The organism is Oceanobacillus sp. FSL W7-1309 (assembly GCF_038002145.1).
Taxonomy (GTDB): Bacteria; Bacillota; Bacilli; order Bacillales; family Amphibacillaceae; genus Oceanobacillus; species Oceanobacillus profundus.
Genome location: NZ_JBBOBX010000001.1, coordinates 1,586,040 through 1,605,850, shown reverse-complemented (window position 1 = coordinate 1,605,850; position 19,811 = coordinate 1,586,040). Strand labels below are relative to the sequence as shown.

The window sequence follows — 19,811 nt, the reverse complement described above, 5'->3', positions numbered from 1 at the left end:
ACTTGTTTAGCTTCTATCAATTCTTTAATCAGGAACGGACTAGAATCATCACGTTAACTTAAACAGCCGTTATTATTGAACTGTTTCTGTTTCTTCTTCAACTTGCACTTCCTCTGGACGATCCATATCTGCTTTAATGCTTCGGTATTGTTGCATTCCAGTACCTGCTGGAACCAGTTTACCGATAATAACATTTTCTTTTAAGCCGAGTAATTCATCGCGTTTTCCTTTAATTGCTGCATCCGTAAGAACACGAGTTGTTTCTTGGAATGATGCGGCAGAAAGGAATGAGTCTGTTTCAAGAGATGCTTTTGTAATACCAAGTAATACCGGTCGACCTGTTGCCGGGTCTCCGCCAGTGTTTAGCACGGTATGGTTGGCATCTTTGAATTGGTGTAATTCAAGTAAGGAACCTGGTAAAACGTCAGTATCACCAGCAGAATTAACACGAACTTTACGAAGCATTTGACGAACCATTACTTCTACGTGCTTATCACCAATTTCTACCCCTTGCATACGGTAAACGCGTTGCACTTCACGAAGCAAGTAATCTTGAACACCGTCTACACCTTTTATACGAAGGAGTTCTTTTGGATCAACAGAACCTTCAGTGAGCTCTTGTCCGGCTACAACTGTATCTCCGATTGTAACCTTCATGCGAGCGTTGTATGGAACTGCATACGAGCGTTGCTCAACAGCGCCTTGGATAACAACCTCTTGCTTATCCTTGACCTCTTTAAATTCTAGAACAGTACCATCAATTTCAGTAATTACTGCTTGCCCTTTTGGATTACGTGCTTCAAATAATTCTTGAATACGCGGTAAACCTTGTGTAATATCGTCTCCGGCAACCCCACCGGTATGGAACGTACGCATTGTAAGCTGTGTACCTGGCTCACCGATCGATTGAGCTGCAATAATACCTACAGCTTCTCCTACTTCCACATCAGCACCTGTTGCTAGGTTGCGGCCATAACATTTCTGACAAACACCATGTTTCGTATTACATGTAAACGCAGTTCGAATCGTTACCTCTTCAATACCTGCTTCCACAATTACTTTCGCTTGGTCTTCTGTAATCAGATCGTTCTTTCCGACAATCAGCTCTCCTGTTTCTGGATGTTTTACATTCATGAAAGCAGTTCGGCCAATCAAACGGTCGAGTAGTGGTTCAATGACTTCCGAACCATCGACTAATGCAGACACGGACAAGCCACGATCAGTTCCACAATCTGCTTCACGGATAATAACATCCTGCGCTACATCAACAAGTCGTCTTGTTAAGTAACCAGAGTCAGCAGTTTTTAGTGCTGTATCCGCAAGTCCCTTACGTGCACCGTGTGTTGAAATAAAGTACTCAAGTACTGTTAAACCTTCACGGAAACTTGATTTAATCGGGATCTCAATGATACGTCCACCCGGGTCGGCCATAAGTCCACGCATACCTGCAAGCTGTGTAAAGTTAGAAGCGTTACCCCTCGCTCCAGAATCACTCATCATAAAGATTGGGTTTCGATTACTTAATGAACCCATCAATTTATCTTGAATGACATCTTTCGCTTGAGACCAAATCGAAATAACTCGATCATAGCGCTCTTCCTCGGTAATCAACCCACGACGGAATTGCTTTAGTACTTTGTCTACTTTTATTTGTGCTTCATCTAAGATCTTTTCTTTTTCAGCCAATACAACGATATCCGAAATACCAACTGTCATACCAGCTTTTGTTGAATAGCTAAATCCAAGATCCTTCATTCGGTCAAGCATTTTAGACGTTTCCGTGATTTTATATCGTTTAAATACTTCTGCGATAATATCGCCTAAGAAGCCTTTCTTAAACGGTTTGATTATTTCGCGTTTTTTAATTTCCTCTTTAATATTAGCGCCGCGTTCTACAAAATAATGCTCTGGAGTTTTTTCCTCAAGATTTGTTTTGGACGGTTCATTAATATACGGGAATGACTCTGGTAAGATTTCATTGAAAATTAACTTACCAACCGTCGTTAGCATTATTTGGCTGTTTTGCTCCTCTGTAAATGTCTTGTTATGAAGACTAGAGGCATCTACACCCACACGCGTATGCAAGTGAACATAACCGTTTTGATATGCAATAAACGCTTCGTTAGCATCTTTAAAGATACTTCCTTCACCGACAGCATCTTCACGCTCAAGCGTCAAGTAATAGTTTCCTAATACCATATCCTGTGACGGTGTTACAACCGGTTTCCCGTCTTTCGGGTTTAAGATATTTTGAGCAGCAAGCATTAGAATACGAGCTTCTGCTTGCGCTTCTGCTGATAAAGGTACGTGAACAGCCATTTGGTCACCATCAAAGTCAGCGTTATAAGCAGTACATACTAGTGGATGCAGACGAATTGCACGACCATCTACCAATGTCGGTTCAAATGCTTGGATACCTAATCGGTGCAAGGTTGGTGCCCGGTTAAGGAGAACAGGGTGCTCCTTAATCACATCTTCCAATACATCCCATACATCAGGATGTACACGTTCAATTTTACGCTTAGCTGATTTAATGTTATGCGCAAGACCTCGTTCTACGAGCTCTTTCATGATAAATGGTTTGAAAAGCTCTAATGCCATCTCTCTAGGCAGTCCGCATTGGTACATTTTTAGGTTTGGACCTACAACGATTACGGAACGTCCGGAATAATCCACACGTTTTCCAAGTAAGTTTTGACGGAAACGTCCTTGCTTCCCTTTTAACATGTGAGATAAGGATTTCAATGGACGATTACCTGGTCCTGTAACCGGACGGCCGCGACGACCATTATCGATCAATGCATCAACCGCTTCTTGAAGCATACGTTTTTCGTTTTGCACAATAATGCTTGGTGCTCCAAGATCTAATAAGCGTTTCAAACGATTGTTACGATTAATTACACGGCGATACAAGTCGTTCAAGTCGGAAGTTGCGAAACGTCCACCATCCAATTGTACCATCGGACGAATTTCTGGTGGTATAACCGGAAGAACATCTAATACCATCCAACTCGTATCATTACCAGAATGACGGAATGCTTCCATCACTTCTAAACGTTTGATTGCTCGTGTTCTTCGTTGCCCTTGTGCTGATTTTAGTTCTTCTCTCAATGCATCTACTTCTTTTTCAAGGTCAATATCCTGAAGAAGCTTACGAATCGCTTCTGCACCCATTTGTGCTTTAAATGTATTGCCATACTTATCATAATAAGCACGGTATTCTTTTTCCGATAATAACTGTTTTTTCTCCAAAGGAGTGCCGCCTGGATCTGTAACGATATACGCAGCGAAATAAATAACCTCTTCCAACGCACGCGGAGACATATCTAACACAAGGCCCATTCGACTTGGAATTCCTTTAAAATACCAGATATGGGAAACAGGTGCAGCAAGTTCAATATGACCCATGCGTTCACGGCGAACTTTCGCCTTCGTCACTTCAACACCACAACGATCACAAACTACGCCTTTATAGCGCACGCGTTTGTACTTCCCGCAATGACATTCCCAGTCCTTCTGTGGTCCAAAAATACGCTCACAGAACAAGCCATCCTTTTCTGGCTTTAACGTACGATAGTTAATTGTTTCTGGTTTTTTCACTTCACCGTAAGACCAAGAACGGATTTTTTCTGGTGAAGCAAGACCTATTTTCATATACTCAAAATTATTTACATCTAACAAGGGGCAATCCTCCCTTTTTAATGTGCAATTTTACCTCTGGATTCATGTAAAAATAATTATATACAACAGAACGGTTCAGAGGGCCCTTGAAAAGACCCTGGAACCAATTCTGGATTGTGTCATTAATTCTCTTCTACATCGATATTAAGCTTTGTTGCCGCCTGAACTTCTTCCTCTTCTAGTTCACGCATATCGATTTCTTGTTCATCGCTCGAAAGCATTTTAACATCCATACCAAGACTTTGTAATTCCTTGATTAGTACCTTGAAAGATTCTGGTACTCCTGGTTCTGGAACATTATCACCTTTCACAATTGCTTCGTATGTTTTCACACGTCCTACTGTATCATCCGATTTCACAGTAAGAATTTCCTGTAGTGTGTACGCCGCACCGTAAGCCTCTAATGCCCAAACCTCCATCTCACCAAAACGCTGTCCACCAAATTGTGCTTTACCACCAAGTGGCTGCTGTGTTACAAGTGAGTAAGGTCCAGTTGAACGTGCGTGAAGCTTATCATCAACCATGTGCGCAAGTTTGATCATGTACATGACCCCTACAGACACACGGTTATCAAACGCTTCTCCAGTTCTGCCGTCATAAAGAATTGTTTTCGCATCTCTTGGCATACCAGCTTCTTCAAGTGTTTCCCATACATCTTCTTCTGTTGCTCCATCAAATACAGGACTTGCAACATGGATACCAAGCTGTCTAGCAGCCATTCCTAAATGTAACTCAAACACTTGTCCGATGTTCATACGTGACGGAACGCCAAGTGGGTTAAGCATAATGTCGATTGGTGTACCATCTGGTAAAAACGGCATATCTTCTTCCGGTAAAATTTTGGAGATAACCCCTTTGTTACCGTGACGACCGGCCATTTTATCCCCTTCATGGATTTTACGTTTTTGTACAATATACGCACGAACCAACTGGTTAACACCTGGTGGCAGTTCGTCTCCATCTTCACGATTGAAGATTTTAACATCCAGTACAATACCGCCTCCACCATGTGGAACACGTAAGGACGTATCACGCACTTCACGAGCTTTCTCGCCAAAGATAGCATGCAATAGTCTTTCCTCTGCAGATAATTCCGTAACCCCTTTAGGTGTTACTTTACCAACTAGAATATCTCCATCCGTTACTTCTGCACCGACACGGATAATTCCATACTCATCCAGGTTCTTCAGTGCGTCTTCCCCAACGTTCGGGATATCTCTTGTTATTTCTTCCGGTCCAAGCTTTGTATCACGGGCTTCGGACTCAAATTCCTCAATGTGGATGGATGTATATACATCGTCTTTCACGAGTCTTTCACTCATGATGATCGCATCCTCATAGTTATAACCTTCCCAAGTCATAAATCCAACAAGAACGTTACGACCTAAAGCAAGCTCTCCATCTTCCATTGAAGGCCCGTCAGCAAGTACCTCACCCTTTGTTACGCGGTCACCCTCACTAACGATAGGGCGTTGATTATAACAAGTTCCTTGGTTCGAACGTTTGTATTTTTGCAGCTTATAGTGAACAACGTCACCTTGAACTTCTTTACCGTCAACTTCCGAAATGTGACGGATAACAATTTCCTTCGCTTCTACACGTTCCACAACACCCTCACCACGGCTAATTACCGCAGCTCCAGAGTCTTTCCCGTTTACATACTCCATACCAGTGCCCACAATTGGTGCTTCAGGCTTCATTAACGGAACCGCCTGACGTTGCATGTTCGCACCCATCAATGCGCGGTTAGAGTCATCGTTTTCCAAGAACGGGATACAAGCTGTCGCAGCAGAAACTACCTGTTTCGGCGATACATCCATGTAATCAATCTTATCACGGGAAACAATGATATTGTCTTCACGGAAACGAGCGATCACTTCAGCATCAACAAATTTATTGTTCTCATCAAGTTTCGCGTTTGCTTGTGCCACGATATAGTTATCTTGTTCATCTGCTGTTAGGTAATCAATTTTCATCGTTACTTCACCGGTTTCCGGATCTACACGACGGTATGGCGATTCAATAAAACCAAATTTATTTACCTTTGCATAGCTTGACAGAGAGTTAATCAATCCAATGTTTGGCCCCTCCGGCGTTTCAATCGGACACATACGACCATAGTGAGAATAGTGAACGTCACGAACTTCGAAACCAGCGCGTTCACGCGTCAAACCACCTGGCCCTAGCGCTGATAGACGACGCTTATGCGTCAATTCGCCTAATGGGTTTGTCTGATCCATAAATTGCGAAAGCTGAGAGCTACCGAAGAACTCTTTAATTGAAGCAATTACTGGACGAATATTAATTAACTGTTGTGGAGTTACGCTTGACGTGTCCTGAATTGACATTCTTTCACGTACAACTCGCTCCATACGAGATAATCCGATACGGAATTGATTTTGCAACAACTCACCAACCGAACGAAGTCTGCGGTTTCCAAGATGGTCAATATCATCTGTGTCCCCAACCTTGTAAAGCAGATTAAAGAAATAGCTAATAGAAGCTAAAATATCTGCTGGCGTTATATTTTTAACTTCTTTTGTTACGCCGCCATTTCCGATTACAGTTAATTCACGCTCACCGCTCGGATCAGTTGGATCCATAATTTTAACGGACTGAATATTGATTTCATCTTCTAAAATACCATCGTTCGGTTCAAGAATTCGCTCGCCGAAACGATCTTCTTCCCTTTCTAAATACGGAAGAATTTTATCTAATAGTTTCCGTTCTAATCGTTCACCTTTTTCAGCTAAAACCTCTCCTGTTTCAGGATCAACAATAGACTCAGCCAAAATCTGATTGAACAGACGGTTTTTAATATGAAGCTTTTTATTCATCTTGTAACGACCAACATGTGCAAGGTCATAACGCTTCGGATCAAAGAAACGGGAAATTAGTAAGCTTTTCGCATTCTCCACTGTAGGTGGCTCACCCGGGCGTAAACGCTCATAGATTTCCAATAATGCCTTTTCTGTGGTCTCTGTATTATCTTTTTCAAGTGTATTTCGTAAGTATTCATTCTCGCCTAATAGATCGACGATTTCCTGATCTGTGCCAAAGCCTAATGCACGTAACAATACTGTAATTGGTAATTTACGTGTACGATCAATGCGGACATATGCAATGTCTTTCGCATCCGTTTCGAACTCAAGCCATGCACCACGATTCGGAATAACGGTAGCAGCAATACCACGCTTACCATTTTTATCGATTTTTTCATTAAAGTAGACACTAGGTGAACGTACGAGCTGTGAAACGATAACTCGTTCAGCTCCATTAATAATAAATGTACCTGTATCTGTCATAAGTGGGAAATCTCCCATAAATACTTCCTGTTCTTTCACTTCACCGGTTTCATTATTAATTAAACGAACCTTCACGCGAAGCGGAGCATTGTACGTAACATCTCTTTCCTTTGATTCATCTACAGGATACTTCGGCTCACCTAAACTGTAATCTACAAACTCAAGTGATAGGTTTCCTGTAAAATCTTCAATTGGAGAAATATCCTGGAACATCTCTCTTAAGCCTTCTTCGAGGAACCATTCATATGAAGCGGTTTGAATCTCGATTAGATTCGGTAATTCTAAAACTTCACTGATACGTGCATAGCTCCTGCGCTGGCGGTGCCGTCCATACTGAACTAGTTGACCTGTCAACTGCTTCACCCCTTAAATCGTGTCTTTTTGTCGCTGTCTGACAAAAAGAGAATCATATTTAGAAAAAAACAATACGAGAAAAAGTGATTCTCAGTTTTGTTTTTCGAACCTAACTTTTCAAAACTTAGGCATTCACAAATTATTTAAGTAAATACCTTCGTTGCATTGATGTAAATAGTAAGCTTTTCACTATCCTATCTACCTAGCTAAACTTTTCGCTCAGCAATATGCCGAACAAATTTTAAAGCATTGAAATTCATGGAACATGCTTGCCAGCGTGCCGTTGAAGTGTTTCACATCTCTTACCCTTCACCAGCATTTGAAAGCAATACAACAAATACTAGTTGTACACATAGCATTTATTTTGGTAAACTAGAAAAAAGGCTTTATTATAAAACCCTGCATTTTTTCCGATTCTACCAGTGTTGCCGTTCAGCAATCAAATATACGTCCCATATTTTATAAAGATTCCCTTGACAAAAGAATCCCCATGTTACCATCTTCCAATCTTACCACACTAATTCTATGTGGTCAAACATTTAAAGCTCTTAATATATAGTATCCTTTACTTTTGATAACAACATCTACATTTCCAAACAAGTCCTCGATCTTATCCATCGCCGAAGGTGCTCCTTGCTTCTTCTGAATAACCACCCATAATTGACCATCCGGAAGCAAAGCTTTTTTCGAATCCTCAAACATTTGATGAACCACTTGCTTTCCCGCTCGAATCGGCGGGTTCGTGAGGATGGCCGCGAACTTCCGTCCAGGCAAACCTGACAAACGATCACTTTGGATAACCTCAGTGTTTATTTGATTATTGATAGTCGCATTTTTCTCAGCAAGCGCAAGCGCACGCTCATTTACATCCACCATCACAACTTGGCGATTAACAAAATCATTCGCAAGCGCGATTCCAATTGGACCATAACCACAACCAAGGTCCAATAGATCGCCAGGAACACTTGGCTCCTGAAATTGCTCTATTAAAAGTCTCGAACCAAAATCGACTTCGTTTTTTGAAAACACGCCAACATCACTTGTAAACGTATATTTTTTTCCTCTTAGTTGGTACGTCCATGTTTTTGGTAAAGTTTTAGATTGAGGTTTATTAGAAAAGTAATGCTCAGACATTTGGGCACCTACTTCTTAGTTATATTTAAAATTAGAAGATACCTGAAAGCAAACTACCTCCAGATAATATATAAAACTTAATTCAATCGAAGATACCTCTCTTGCACCATATACATCGACAGGCACAAAAAAGAAAATGCCGAAAGTAGTTAGATCAAGATCTTCTCTTTTATACAATCGACATGAATTACTCTTAATTATTTTGATCTGGCAATAAAATACCGCATCAATAATAAAGTGAAACTTTATTCAGGCAGTCAGCCTTCTGGATGTTAGTTAAACAGAATCAGGAGATTATGGCTGTTCATACCACAAGATCCCCCTCGCAATTAGAGGTTGGGGTTCTTCACTCCATTAACGCGTGATAAAAAGCCCGCCGAAATTCGACGAGCTCTATCATTTTCTATTAGCAAAATTATTTAACTTCTACTTCAGCGCCAGCTTCTTCAAGTTTACCTTTAACTTCTTCAGCTTCTTCTTTAGCTACGCCTTCTTTAATTGCTTTTGGCGCGTTATCTACTAAGTCTTTTGCATCTTTAAGACCAAGACCAGTGATTTCACGAACAGCTTTAACAACTTTGATTTTTGATGCTCCAGCACTTGTAAGTACTACATCAAACTCAGTTTGCTCTTCAACAGCAGCTCCACCAGCAGCACCAGCAGCAGCTACAGGTGCAGCAGCAGTTACTCCAAATTCTTCTTCGATTGCTTTAACAAGATCGTTTAATTCTAAAACGGACATTTCTTTGATTGCGCCAATCATTTCTTCTTTAGTCATGATATATTTTCCTCCTAATATTTTAGTTTAATTTAGTAATATCGTCAGGCGATTATTAAGCGCCTTGTTCTTCTTTTTGTTCTGCAACTGCTTTCGTAACGTAAGCAAAGTTACGGATAGGTGCTTGAAGCACGCTAAGCAGCATAGACACCATACCTTCGTAGTTTGGAAGCTCAGCAAGCTCTTGAATTTGTTCAAGGCTAGCTACTTGACCTTCGATAACGCCACCTTTGATTTCTAATGCCTCATGTTCTTTCATGAAGTTATTAAGAATTCTTGCTGGTGCTACTACATCATCGTTACTGAAAGCGATAGCTGTTGGTCCTACCAACACATCGTTCAAGCCTGAAAGTTCAGCTGCTTCTACAGCACGGCGAGTCATTGTATTTTTGTAAACTTTAAAGTCGATTCCCGCATCGCGTAGTTCTTTACGTAATGCTGTAACTTCTGCCACATCAAGACCACGGTAGTCAACCACTATTGAAGTTTGACTAGCACGGAATTTTTCTGTGATTTCTTCAACTAATTGTTTCTTTTGTTCAATTACTGCAGACATTGTTCCACCTCCTATTATCATTTCTTTCATATCATTACACCGCTGGGATATATAAGAAAAGCTCCCACGTAGACATGGGAGCTTAATATAACAAATGGACATTAACATAGATTAACTCATCTGTATATAAACAAACCTCGGCAGGATATTAAGCGGAAATCCGCACCTACTGTCTACGGTATAACATATTCATTTTATTATGACGCAATTTAGTATAACGGAACACTGCGACAAAGTCAACACCTAATTAACGAAAATCAGATACGTCAACTTTGATTCCAGGTCCCATTGTAGAAGCGATTGAAACATTCTTCATGTACGTACCTTTAGCAGCTTGCGGTTTTACTTTCACAAGTTGTTCTGTAAGTGCTACGAAGTTTTCAACCAATTTCTCATCTTCAAATGAGATTTTTCCAATTGGAACATGGATATTTGCAGACTTATCTACACGGTATTCTACTTTACCAGCTTTAATATCTTTAACAGCTTTTTCTACTTCAAAAGTAACTGTTCCAGTTTTAGGGTTTGGCATTAGACCTTTTGGTCCTAACACACGTCCAAGCTTACCTACTTCAGCCATCATATCAGGAGTCGCTACAATAACATCAAATTCAAACCAACCTTTGTTGATTTTCTCAATGAATTCTGTCTCTCCTACATAATCTGCTCCTGCAGCTTCTGCTTCTTTTGCTTTTTCACCTTTAGCGAACACAAGCACGCGTTGTGTTTTACCAGTTCCATGTGGCAATACCATTGCTCCACGGATTTGTTGATCTGCTTTCTTCGGATCTACTCCAAGACGGAATGCAGCTTCAACTGTTTCGTCAAAGTTTGCTTTAGCAGTTTGTTTCGCTAATGCAACAGCTTCTTTAATTTCATACAAATTTGTACGGTCAACAAGCTTTGCATTTTCTTGATATTTCTTACCTGTTTTTGCCATTTTATTTCCTCCTCTATTGTGGTTATAACGGTAATACCTCCCACTTATAAAAGCAAACAGCTTTTATAAAGCGTGTAACGAACCTAAAACTAGGTCCATCACACCCACGAAAAAGGTTGCGAATGGTCAGCCAACCGCAACCTATACCGTATTAGAAAACTCAGCAATCGCCAAGCGTTAGGCAAATGCCTTAGTTGCACTTGTACAAATAGCAAAGTTTTACACTTTCCTATTTGCAAAAATTAATCTTCGATAACAATTCCCATGCTTCGTGCAGTACCTTCAACCATACGCATTGCCGCTTCAACATCAGCTGCGTTTAAATCAGGCATTTTAGATTCCGCAATTTCTTTTACTTGATCGCGTTTCAATGTAGCGACCTTGTTCTTGTTAGGCTCACCAGAACCAGATTCAAGACCTGCTGCTTTTTTCAAAAGAACAGCTGCTGGTGGAGTCTTTGTAATAAATGTAAATGAACGGTCTTCAAATACCGTAATTTCAACAGGAATAATTAAACCCGCTTGATCTTGTGTACGAGCATTGAATTCTTTACAGAATCCCATGATATTAACACCTGCTTGACCTAGTGCCGGTCCTACTGGCGGTGCTGGGTTTGCTTTACCAGCTGGGATTTGCAATTTCACTAACTTGATTACTTTTTTAGCCACGAGACACACCTCCTTAAAGTCCGTGATGTGGTAATAGGGTCCTATGATTGTATTGGTATACCCTCCCACTCCATTTATCAACGCCCTATCCAGGGCATAAATAACAAAAAAATTTTAGCATGAAATGCTAAATAATGCAAGGTTTTGTTGTCTCTTTTTTTAGAAGTTCATTTTAAGACAGCTTTTCAACCTGCGAGAAATCCAATTCAACAGGGGTTTCTCTACCAAACATATTAACATGAACTTTTAATTTTTGCTTGTCCATATCAATGTGCTCAATTGATCCTGTGAAATCAGTGAATGGGCCGTCAGCAACTCGTACATTTTCTTTGATTTCAAAATCAACCTGTACGGTCGGTTCTGATACACCCATACGCTTTAAAACAACATCAATTTCATCTGGAAGTAATGGTGTCGGTTTTGCACCGTGCCCGCTAGATCCAACAAAACCAGTTACGCCAGGCGTGTTTCTTACAACATACCAGGAATCGTCTGTCATAATCATTTCTGTTAATACATAACCAGGGAATGATTTCTTTTTCATGACTTTCTTTTTACCGTTTTTAATTTCTGTTTCCTCGTCTTCTGGAACGATTACACGGAAGATTTTATCTTCCATTCCCATTGTTTCTACACGTTTCTCCAAGTTCATCTTTACTTTATTTTCATAACCGGAATACGTATGAACAACATACCAATTTTTCTCCATTTATACAGGGCTCCCTCCCTTATAAGGCTGTTCAAAAAGTCCGGTAAAAATGACACATCGAGAACAGTAGACCTTCGATTAAATACCGACACGTCCTGTGTCGAACATCGAAGTCACCACATCCTGCGGAAGCTCGTTGGCTTGGTTTTCCATTCCTTGCAAAAGAAAAACACTTTTCCCGCGTGCAAGAACGTCTGCTCACGTATTAAACCCATACGTTCCGCTATCAGGAGCTACACCACCTCGAACTTCTCGGTCCTTTTTATCCTCTTTTGAACACACACTTTATAGCAGCTTGATTTATCATTCAATCACGAATCGTCTACCATTTTCTCCAATTTAAAAAACCCGCTTTGACCGGGTTTTTAAAAGGGTATATTATTTTTCATTATAGCATAATTAAACACATTTATTCAAAATAAGTTTAAAACTTGAGAAATACCTAAATCAACAATAAAAAAGAATAGTGCTACAAATACTACGGTTGAAATAACGATAATGGTATAATTGGTCAGCTCTTTACCTTTTGGCCAGCTAACTTTTTTCATTTCTCTAGATACATCTTTAAAGAATCTGAACATGCTTGTACCCCCCAAAAACTCCGCTTAAAATGCGCACTTACTTTGTTTCACGATGCAATGTATGTTGCCCACATGTTTTGCAATATTTGCGTACTTCTAATCTCGTAGCCTTTGTGGATACATTCTTATTCGTTGAATAATTTCTGCTTGAACAAATTGCACACGCTAACGTGATTTTATTACTCATCTATTTCACCCCACACATAGGGTATTTTCCTTTTGTTCTAATTTAGCACGTTTTGCCATAACGTGTCAACGTCTCAACAACCCGCGAGCCAAATAATATCAAATGTTTTAAACAAAAACGGTGAAGGTTAGCTTTCTGTTATTCTCCCAATCTAAATCTTGATTATTTATGGTGTTTCAGTCACATCCATCAGTTGTTCGAGCTTTCGTTTTACACGTTGCAAAGCATTATCAATCGATTTGACATGTCGTTTCAATTCAATCGATATTTCCTGGTAGGACCTTCCGTCCAAATACAAATGGAGCACTTGTCTTTCCAACTCGCTTAATAATTCGGATAATTTCATTTCCATATCTCCGAAATTTTCTCGGTTAATGAGAAGCTCTTGAGGATCAATCTCTTTCGATCCTGCAATTACATCCAACAATGTGCGATCTGATTCTTCATCATAGATTGGCTTATCGAGGGAAACATAGGAGTTAAGTGGAATATGCTTCTGTCTTGTCGCTGTTTTAATTGCAGTGATAATCTGACGCGTCACACAGAGCTCAGCAAATGCTTTAAATGAAGATAGCTTGTCCCCATTATAATCGCGAATTGCTTTATATAATCCGATCATTCCTTCTTGAATGATGTCCTCTTTATCTGCGCCAATTAAAAAATACGTTCGTGCTTTTGCTCGGACAAAATTAATGTACCTGTTAATTAATATGTCCAGCGCTCGACTGTCGCCTCGACGAACAAGTTGCAGCAAATCGTCATCTTCAAGCTTACTAATACTTCGATTGTCTTTTACTATTTGCTCGACGCTCATTAAGATTGCCCCCTGACTATCTCGGTTGTCACTTAGGACATAGTATACAGTACTCGTTTCAGAACCGTCAACATGAATAAGAAGCGTTTACATGCAAAATATGTCGAAATAGCGCAAAAATCAAACTTTTTAGTTGTTCAAAAAGTCCGGCGAAAATAACACCCCGAGAAATAGGGCATTCGACTAATTTCCGACATGTCTTTTCATCCCCCTTTTTGAACACTATTTTTATGCTATATTTCTCCCCTTCTCATCTTTTCAAATTTCTGAAGGATTTCTTCGTCCAACTTAATTTTAGATTGTGGTTGCATTTTTTTATGCAGTTCAATGCTAACTTCAATTTCCTTTTCAATGTCCTGCATTTCAATAAATAGTTCACGAGCAGACTTACGAAGAGCTCCTTGTCCGAAAATCGTACGCTGCTCTGCATAATCAGATGTAGCTACATATACTTGTGTCTTCACATTTTTTACTTCTTTCACAAGCTTTTCGATACATTCATCAGCTGTTTCCTTTTCCTTTGTATAAATTACTTCAACTTTATATTGCTTTAATTTACTTGAAATCCCTTTAACATAGTACGCATCGAATACGATAATGACACGATGGCCGGAATACGCTTGGTATTCAGCCATCCATTCAACCAGACGGTCACGAGCTTGTCCAATTTCTTTTTCCTTTAGTTGTTGCAGCTCTTCCCATGCTCCAATAATATTATAGCCATCTACAATAAGAACGACCATCTATACATCACCCAATGGGTATCTTTTACGATATACCTCATAGAGAAGCAAACTACAGGCAACTGAGGCGTTCAAGGAAGATACTGCTCCCTTCATTGGTAAGCTTACTGTCCAATCACACTTCTTCCGAACAAGACGACTAATACCCTTTCCTTCATTGCCAATTACGAGAGCGATTGGCAATGCCCCGTCCAACTTGCGATAGTCCTCCGTTGCTTCTGCTTCTGTACCGACAACCCATACCTGTCTTTCTTTTAATTCATCAATTGTATTGGCGATATTCGTCACCCGCGCTACTGGAATATGCTCCATCGCTCCTGCAGCTGTTTTCGCAACAGTTGCGGTTAAACCTACCGAGCGCCGCTTCGGAATGATGACTCCATGCGCCCCTGTTGCATCCGCAGTCCGCAAGATAGATCCTAGATTATGTGGATCCTCCAATTCATCCAAAATGATGAAGAAGGGGTCTTCATTTCTTTCTTCTGCCCGCTGAAATAAATCTTCAAGTGTTGCATATTGATAGGACGCAACATAAGCAATCACACCTTGGTGATTACCGGAATCAAGTTGTTCAAGCTTTGATTTCGGCACTTTTTGTACAATCGTTCCAGCTTCTCTCGCCATTTGTTGCAATTTCTTTTGCACATTCGGATTCAATTGCTCCGATATAACCACTTTATTAACAGAACGGCCGGATTTTAATGCTTCCATTACTGGATTTTTTCCAATTATTAACTCTTGATCCATGTTATCCACTCCTCTCTTCTACAAATTCAATCGCACTTTCTAACAGTTCCTTAAGACGTGTTTCGTTTCCAGATAAATAGTGATAGCCGATTAATGCTTCAAATGCCGTACTATAACGATAGGTTTGTACACTTGTGTTTTTCGGAATAGAACCAGACTTAGCATTTCTCCCTCTCCCTACAACAGCCCGTTCTTCCTCATTTAAAAAATCCGCTTTGGCTGCCCAGTTAAGAATGACAGCCGCTTGGGATTTTCCAGAAACAAAAGTAATCGCTTCTTGATGTAGCTGGTTCGGCTTTACGGTTCCTTTTTGAAGCAAATGCTCCCTGACGTGGGTTTCATATATAGCATCTCCCATATACGCGAGTGCTAGGCTTTTCAATTGCTTTGGATCCAACTTCATGATTAGCCTCTTTTCCAGCGAACCCCTTGAGGTGTGTCTTCCAATATGATATTTTTGTCTTTTAACAAATCTCTTATCTCATCTGCTCGAGCGAAATCACGGTTTTTCCTTGCTTCATTCCGTTCTTCAATTAACGCTTCAATCGCTTCGTCTAACAGTTCATCTGCTGTATCAAGAGTAATCCCAAGTACATTTAGTAAAGTCTTGAGCACTTCCTGAAATGTATCAATTACCTCTGTTGATGTTTGGTTGGATTGTAAATAGACATTTGCTTCTTTTGCTAAATCAAACAGGACAGAAATTGCATTCGCTGTATTGAAATCATCATCCATTTCCAGCTCAAAGCGATGTTTCATTTCCGCTATTTTCGTTAACCATTCCTCTGTATTATCAACAAGGTTCATACTCGTCGGTTTGCGATGCTCTAAGTTTTCGTATGCCGTTTTAATTCGGTCATAGCTATTTTTAGCACTTTCCAGAAGCTCCTCTGTAAAATTAATCGGATTACGATAATGCACACTTAGCATGAAGAAACGTAGCACTTCCGGATTATGCTTTGCAATTAAATCTCTTGTTAAAACAAAATTTCCGAGTGATTTCGACATTTTTTCATTATTAATATTTATATACCCATTATGCATCCAATAATTCGCAAATGTATGACCTGTCATGGCTTCAGACTGAGCAATTTCATTTTCGTGATGCGGGAATGTTAAATCCTGCCCACCAGCATGAATGTCAATCGTATCTCCAAGGTATTTCTTAGCCATTGCAGAGCATTCGATATGCCAGCCTGGTCGGCCTTTCCCCCACGGTGAATCCCAAGCAATTTCTCCAGACTTTGCTTCTTTCCATAATGCAAAATCAAGCGGATCATTCTTTTTCTCTCCAACTTGGATTCGCGCACCAGAGCGAAGCTCATCAATTGACTGATGGGATAATTTGCCGTATCCTTCAAACGCTCTCGGTTTAAAATAGACGTCTCCTTCTGCTGCATAGGCATACCCTTTCTGAACGAGCACATCAATAAAACGAATGATATCCTCCATCGTTTCCATAACACGTGGATTATGTGTTGCCTCTTTCACACCTAAAGCTCCAACATCCTCTAGATAAGCCTGTATAAATTTATTTGCTATCTCAGGAACATCTTCCCCTAATTCATTTGCTGTTTTAATTATTTTATCATCGACATCGGTAAAGTTTAATACATAGTCAACTTGAAAGCCTTTGTATTCGAAATACCTTCTTACTGTATCAAAAACAATAGCCGGACGTGCATTACCGATATGAATATAGTTATATACAGTCGGTCCGCATACATACATACGAACCTTTCCTTCTTCTAATGGTGTGAAATCTTCCTTCTTGCGCGATAATGTATTATATAACTTAATCGACATATTGTTTTACACTCCCTTGTTTCAATTTTGCAATTTCAGCCTTCAGTTCATCAATCTGCACCTGCATATGTTCACAACGATCAGCTACAGGATCAGGAATCTTATGATGATCAAGGTCCCTTCTTACTCTTTCCCCATTCTGGATTACAACTCTCCCAGGAACACCAACTACCGTTGAATGATCAGGCACATCCTTTAACACAACAGAACCGCCTCCGACCTTCGAGCTTTCACCGATTGTTATTGCCCCAAGCACTTTTGCCCCTGTAGAAATGAGTGCATTATCTTTCACTGTTGGATGTCGTTTCCCTCTTTCTTTACCAGTACCGCCAAGCGTTACTCCTTGAAAAATGGTAACATTATCCCCAATCTCACACGTCTCTCCAATAACTACTCCCATACCATGGTCGATAAAAAGACGTCGCCCAATCTTTGCTCCTGGGTGAATCTCAATTCCTGTAAAGAAGCGGCTAGCCTGAGAAATGACGCGTGCAATAAAGAAAAGCCTTCTTTTGAAAAAACGATGCGCAATTCGATGTGCCCATACGGCATGAAGACCCGAATACGTTAGCATCACTTCGATATACGTACGTGCAGCAGGATCCTGTTCAAACACAACATCCATATCTTCCTTCATTGTTTTGAAAATTCCCATGTGCCTTCCTCCTTTATAGTTAGTAAAATTGGCTTTCGTAAAAGGGATTTTTAGATGGGGCTCTCTACTTTCATAGAATCTTTTTTATTTTGGCTAATTCCAGAGTGAATGCCTTATCCCGCCTTACGCAGAAAGGAACGTTTATACCTTACTTTTTGCCAAAATAAAAAGCGTCCCTGTGTAGTTTATACACAGAGACGCTAGATTAGCGCGGTTCCACTCTGTTTGAAGGACGTATCCTTCCAACTTTGGCTCTCGTAACGGGAGAGTATCGCTGTCATGTACTAAAGACTACTCATTTTCCATAACAGACTCCAAGGGGCACTTCAGAAACGATGCTTAAAATCACTCACAGCCCTTGGTGATTCTCTCTGAATAAGCAGATCGATTCTTACTTTCCCTTTTCAACGTTCACTTATTTAGTAATACTATATTATACAATCGGCGAAATGTGAACCATTACGCTCCTAATTGCTTCAATACTTTATCAAGCCTTGCGATAATAACAGACTTTCCTAAAAGCTCAATCGCAAACGGTAGCTCTGGACCGTGCATTTGTCCAGTTGTCGCAATCCGGATTGGCATAAATAGTTTCTTTCCACGGTGACCAGTTTCCTTCTGTGTTGCTTTAAATTGTGCCTTAATTGTATCTTTATTAAACTCATCTAAATGGATCAGCTTATCTGTAAAAACTTGCAATACTTCTGGTACTTGTTCCCCTTTTAAGACCTCCATCGCTTCGTCATCATAGGAAATCTCATCATTAAAGAATAGTTCCGTTAGTTCCACAATCTCCGCACCATAACGTAATTGTTCACGATATAAGCTAATCACATTTTCTGCCCACGTTCTTTTATCTGCATCCATATCCTCCGGTAATTTACCAGATTCAATCAAATGCGGCATCGCTAGATCAATCACCGTTTCTATGTCAGCCGCTTTGATGTATTCGTTGTTCATCCACTTCAGTTTTTGTTGGTCAAAAATCGCTGCAGATGTAGATAGACGTTCCGGATCAAAAATTTCAATTAGCTTTTCTTGAGAAAAGATCTCTTCCTCTCCAACTGGAGACCAGCCTAATAAGCTTATAAAATTAAACATTGCTTCAGGTAAATATCCTAGATTGCGATATTGCTCAATAAATTGAAGGATATGCTCATCACGCTTGCTTAGCTTTTTACGCTCCTCATTCAAAATCAGGGTCATATGGCCATATTTTGGCGCTTCCCAGCCAAATGCTTCATAGACCATCATTTGCTTCGGTGTGTTGGAAATATGCTCCTCACCACGCAATACATGTGTGATTTCCATCAGATGGTCATCAATGGCTACAGCAAAGTTATACGTCGGGATACCATTTTTCTTCACAATAACCCAGTCACCGAAATCACTCGATTCAAACGTAATTTCGCCGCGAACAATATCTTGGAACATGTACGTTTTGTTCTCTGGAACACGAACACGGATACTCGGCTTACGACCTTCCGCCTCGAAAGCCGCGATTTGCTCTTCCGTTAAATTACGGTGGGCTCCAGAATACTTAGGTACTTGTCCTTTTTCACGTTGCTCCTCACGTTCAGCCTCAAGCTCTTCCTCTGACATATAGCATTTATAGGCAAGGTTTCTTTCCAGTAGTTCATTAACATATTTATTATATAAATCTAAGCGCTCTGTTTGACGGTATGGACCATAGTCACCACCAATATCAGCACCTTCATCCCATTCTAATCCAAGCCATTTTAAAAACTTCAACTGGCTCTCTTCTCCACCCGCTACATTCCGTTTTTCATCCGTATCCTCTGTACGAATAATAAACTTTCCGTTAAAATGTTTTGCATATAAATAGTTAAATAAAGCTGTACGTGCATTCCCAATATGCAGATGGCCTGTCGGACTTGGCGCATAACGCACACGAACTTCCTTACTCATGGTGTTGCTCCTCTCTTAATTATGGATTCCGATATAAGTATAAATTTACGTCTATAAGGTTGTTCAAAAAGTCCGGTAAAAATGACACATCGAATTTCTTCGTTGGCTTGCTTTTCCACTGCTCACGTATTAAACCCATACGTTCCGCTGCTCAAAGCTACGCCGTCTCAAACTTCTCGGTCCTTTTCATCCTCCCTTTTGAACACGCACTCTATATGAAAAAG

The 19,811-nt window shown here is 40.2% G+C and carries 17 protein-coding genes and 2 other annotated features; all 17 genes read right to left on the bottom strand.

Annotated features, from left to right (window positions below; all coding sequences use genetic code 11):
- Window positions 1-72: 72 nt before the first annotated feature.
- A complete protein-coding gene (gene rpoC / locus NST46_RS07395; protein ID WP_341136995.1) occupies window positions 73-3,681 on the bottom strand; it encodes a DNA-directed RNA polymerase subunit beta' in 3,609 nt (1,202 codons plus the stop codon).
- Between the two features lie 122 nt (window positions 3,682-3,803).
- Complete coding sequence (rpoB, locus tag NST46_RS07390) at window positions 3,804-7,340, bottom strand: DNA-directed RNA polymerase subunit beta (RefSeq protein WP_118890044.1); 3,537 nt, start codon at window positions 7,338-7,340, stop codon at window positions 3,804-3,806.
- A 531-nt stretch (window positions 7,341-7,871) separates the two neighbouring features.
- Window positions 7,872-8,474 carry a class I SAM-dependent methyltransferase gene (locus tag NST46_RS07385; protein WP_251661000.1) on the bottom strand — a complete coding sequence of 201 codons (603 nt, stop codon included), beginning with the start codon at window positions 8,472-8,474 and terminating at the stop codon, window positions 7,872-7,874.
- A 415-nt stretch (window positions 8,475-8,889) separates the two neighbouring features.
- Window positions 8,890-9,252, bottom strand: coding sequence for a 50S ribosomal protein L7/L12 (gene rplL, locus NST46_RS07380; RefSeq protein ID WP_118890042.1), 363 nt, complete (start codon window positions 9,250-9,252; stop codon window positions 8,890-8,892).
- A gap of 55 nt (window positions 9,253-9,307) precedes the next feature.
- Entirely contained in the window at window positions 9,308-9,808 is a 501-nt protein-coding gene (rplJ, locus tag NST46_RS07375; RefSeq protein ID WP_095313574.1) for a 50S ribosomal protein L10, read from the bottom strand.
- A gap of 45 nt (window positions 9,809-9,853) precedes the next feature.
- Window positions 9,854-10,005: a sequence feature (ribosomal protein L10 leader region), on the bottom strand.
- Window positions 10,006-10,055: 50 nt separating this feature from the next.
- Window positions 10,056-10,748: a 50S ribosomal protein L1 gene (rplA, locus tag NST46_RS07370; protein ID WP_095313576.1), complete on the bottom strand. Its 693-nt coding sequence runs from the start codon at window positions 10,746-10,748 to the stop codon at window positions 10,056-10,058.
- Window positions 10,749-10,990: 242 nt separating this feature from the next.
- Window positions 10,991-11,416: a 50S ribosomal protein L11 gene (rplK, locus tag NST46_RS07365; protein ID WP_144029223.1), complete on the bottom strand. Its 426-nt coding sequence runs from the start codon at window positions 11,414-11,416 to the stop codon at window positions 10,991-10,993.
- Between the two features lie 172 nt (window positions 11,417-11,588).
- Window positions 11,589-12,125, bottom strand: a complete 537-nt coding sequence (nusG, locus tag NST46_RS07360) for a transcription termination/antitermination protein NusG (RefSeq protein WP_095313578.1) — start codon at window positions 12,123-12,125, stop codon at window positions 11,589-11,591.
- 413 nt (window positions 12,126-12,538) lie between these two features.
- Window positions 12,539-12,706 (bottom strand): preprotein translocase subunit SecE, encoded by a 168-nt coding sequence (secE, locus tag NST46_RS07355; RefSeq protein ID WP_095313580.1) that lies wholly within the window; start codon window positions 12,704-12,706, stop codon window positions 12,539-12,541.
- A gap of 37 nt (window positions 12,707-12,743) precedes the next feature.
- Entirely contained in the window at window positions 12,744-12,893 is a 150-nt protein-coding gene (gene rpmG / locus NST46_RS07350; protein WP_118890041.1) for a 50S ribosomal protein L33, read from the bottom strand.
- 166 nt (window positions 12,894-13,059) lie between these two features.
- Entirely contained in the window at window positions 13,060-13,707 is a 648-nt protein-coding gene (gene sigH, locus NST46_RS07345; protein WP_095313584.1) for an RNA polymerase sporulation sigma factor SigH, read from the bottom strand.
- A 233-nt stretch (window positions 13,708-13,940) separates the two neighbouring features.
- The gene (locus NST46_RS07340; RefSeq protein ID WP_095313586.1) at window positions 13,941-14,450 is read right to left on the bottom strand and encodes an NYN domain-containing protein; all 510 of its coding nucleotides are present in this window, start codon (window positions 14,448-14,450) and stop codon (window positions 13,941-13,943) included.
- The gene (gene rlmB / locus NST46_RS07335) at window positions 14,451-15,197 is read right to left on the bottom strand and encodes a 23S rRNA (guanosine(2251)-2'-O)-methyltransferase RlmB (protein ID WP_118890040.1); all 747 of its coding nucleotides are present in this window, start codon (window positions 15,195-15,197) and stop codon (window positions 14,451-14,453) included.
- 1 nt (window position 15,198) lies between these two features.
- Window positions 15,199-15,600, bottom strand: a complete 402-nt coding sequence (locus tag NST46_RS07330) for a Mini-ribonuclease 3 (RefSeq protein WP_118890039.1) — start codon at window positions 15,598-15,600, stop codon at window positions 15,199-15,201.
- A gap of 2 nt (window positions 15,601-15,602) precedes the next feature.
- Entirely contained in the window at window positions 15,603-17,003 is a 1,401-nt protein-coding gene (cysS, locus tag NST46_RS07325) for a cysteine--tRNA ligase (protein WP_118890038.1), read from the bottom strand.
- Window positions 16,993-17,658 (bottom strand): serine O-acetyltransferase, encoded by a 666-nt coding sequence (cysE, locus tag NST46_RS07320; RefSeq protein ID WP_095313594.1) that lies wholly within the window; start codon window positions 17,656-17,658, stop codon window positions 16,993-16,995. Before cysE ends, cysS begins: the two co-directional genes overlap by 11 nt.
- Window positions 17,659-17,848: 190 nt before the next feature.
- Window positions 17,849-18,075, bottom strand: a binding site (T-box leader).
- Window positions 18,076-18,117: 42 nt separating this feature from the next.
- Window positions 18,118-19,587, bottom strand: a complete 1,470-nt coding sequence (gene gltX / locus NST46_RS07315; protein WP_095313596.1) for a glutamate--tRNA ligase — start codon at window positions 19,585-19,587, stop codon at window positions 18,118-18,120.
- Between the last annotated feature and the right edge of the window lie 224 nt (window positions 19,588-19,811).

Bases quoted from the DNA above. Each gene is read 5' to 3' on its own strand.
- cysE (WP_095313594.1), bottom strand. From the start codon at position 17,658: ATGGGAATTTTCAAAACAATGAAGGAAGATATGGATGTTGTGTTTGAA.
- NST46_RS07385 (WP_251661000.1), bottom strand. From the start codon at position 8,474: ATGTCTGAGCATTACTTTTCTAATAAACCTCAATCTAAAACTTTACCA.
- rplL (WP_118890042.1), bottom strand. From the start codon at position 9,252: ATGACTAAAGAAGAAATGATTGGCGCAATCAAAGAAATGTCCGTTTTA.
- secE (WP_095313580.1), bottom strand. From the start codon at position 12,706: ATGTTCAGATTCTTTAAAGATGTATCTAGAGAAATGAAAAAAGTTAGC.
- NST46_RS07340 (WP_095313586.1), bottom strand. From the start codon at position 14,450: ATGGTCGTTCTTATTGTAGATGGCTATAATATTATTGGAGCATGGGAA.
- gltX (WP_095313596.1), bottom strand. From the start codon at position 19,587: ATGAGTAAGGAAGTTCGTGTGCGTTATGCGCCAAGTCCGACAGGCCAT.
- rpmG (WP_118890041.1), bottom strand. From the start codon at position 12,893: ATGAGTAATAAAATCACGTTAGCGTGTGCAATTTGTTCAAGCAGAAAT.
- rlmB (WP_118890040.1), bottom strand. From the start codon at position 15,197: ATGGATCAAGAGTTAATAATTGGAAAAAATCCAGTAATGGAAGCATTA.
- sigH (WP_095313584.1), bottom strand. From the start codon at position 13,707: ATGAGCGTCGAGCAAATAGTAAAAGACAATCGAAGTATTAGTAAGCTT.
- rplJ (WP_095313574.1), bottom strand. From the start codon at position 9,808: ATGTCTGCAGTAATTGAACAAAAGAAACAATTAGTTGAAGAAATCACA.
- cysS (WP_118890038.1), bottom strand. From the start codon at position 17,003: ATGTCGATTAAGTTATATAATACATTATCGCGCAAGAAGGAAGATTTC.
- rplA (WP_095313576.1), bottom strand. From the start codon at position 10,748: ATGGCAAAAACAGGTAAGAAATATCAAGAAAATGCAAAGCTTGTTGAC.
- nusG (WP_095313578.1), bottom strand. From the start codon at position 12,125: ATGGAGAAAAATTGGTATGTTGTTCATACGTATTCCGGTTATGAAAAT.
- NST46_RS07330 (WP_118890039.1), bottom strand. From the start codon at position 15,600: ATGAAGTTGGATCCAAAGCAATTGAAAAGCCTAGCACTCGCGTATATG.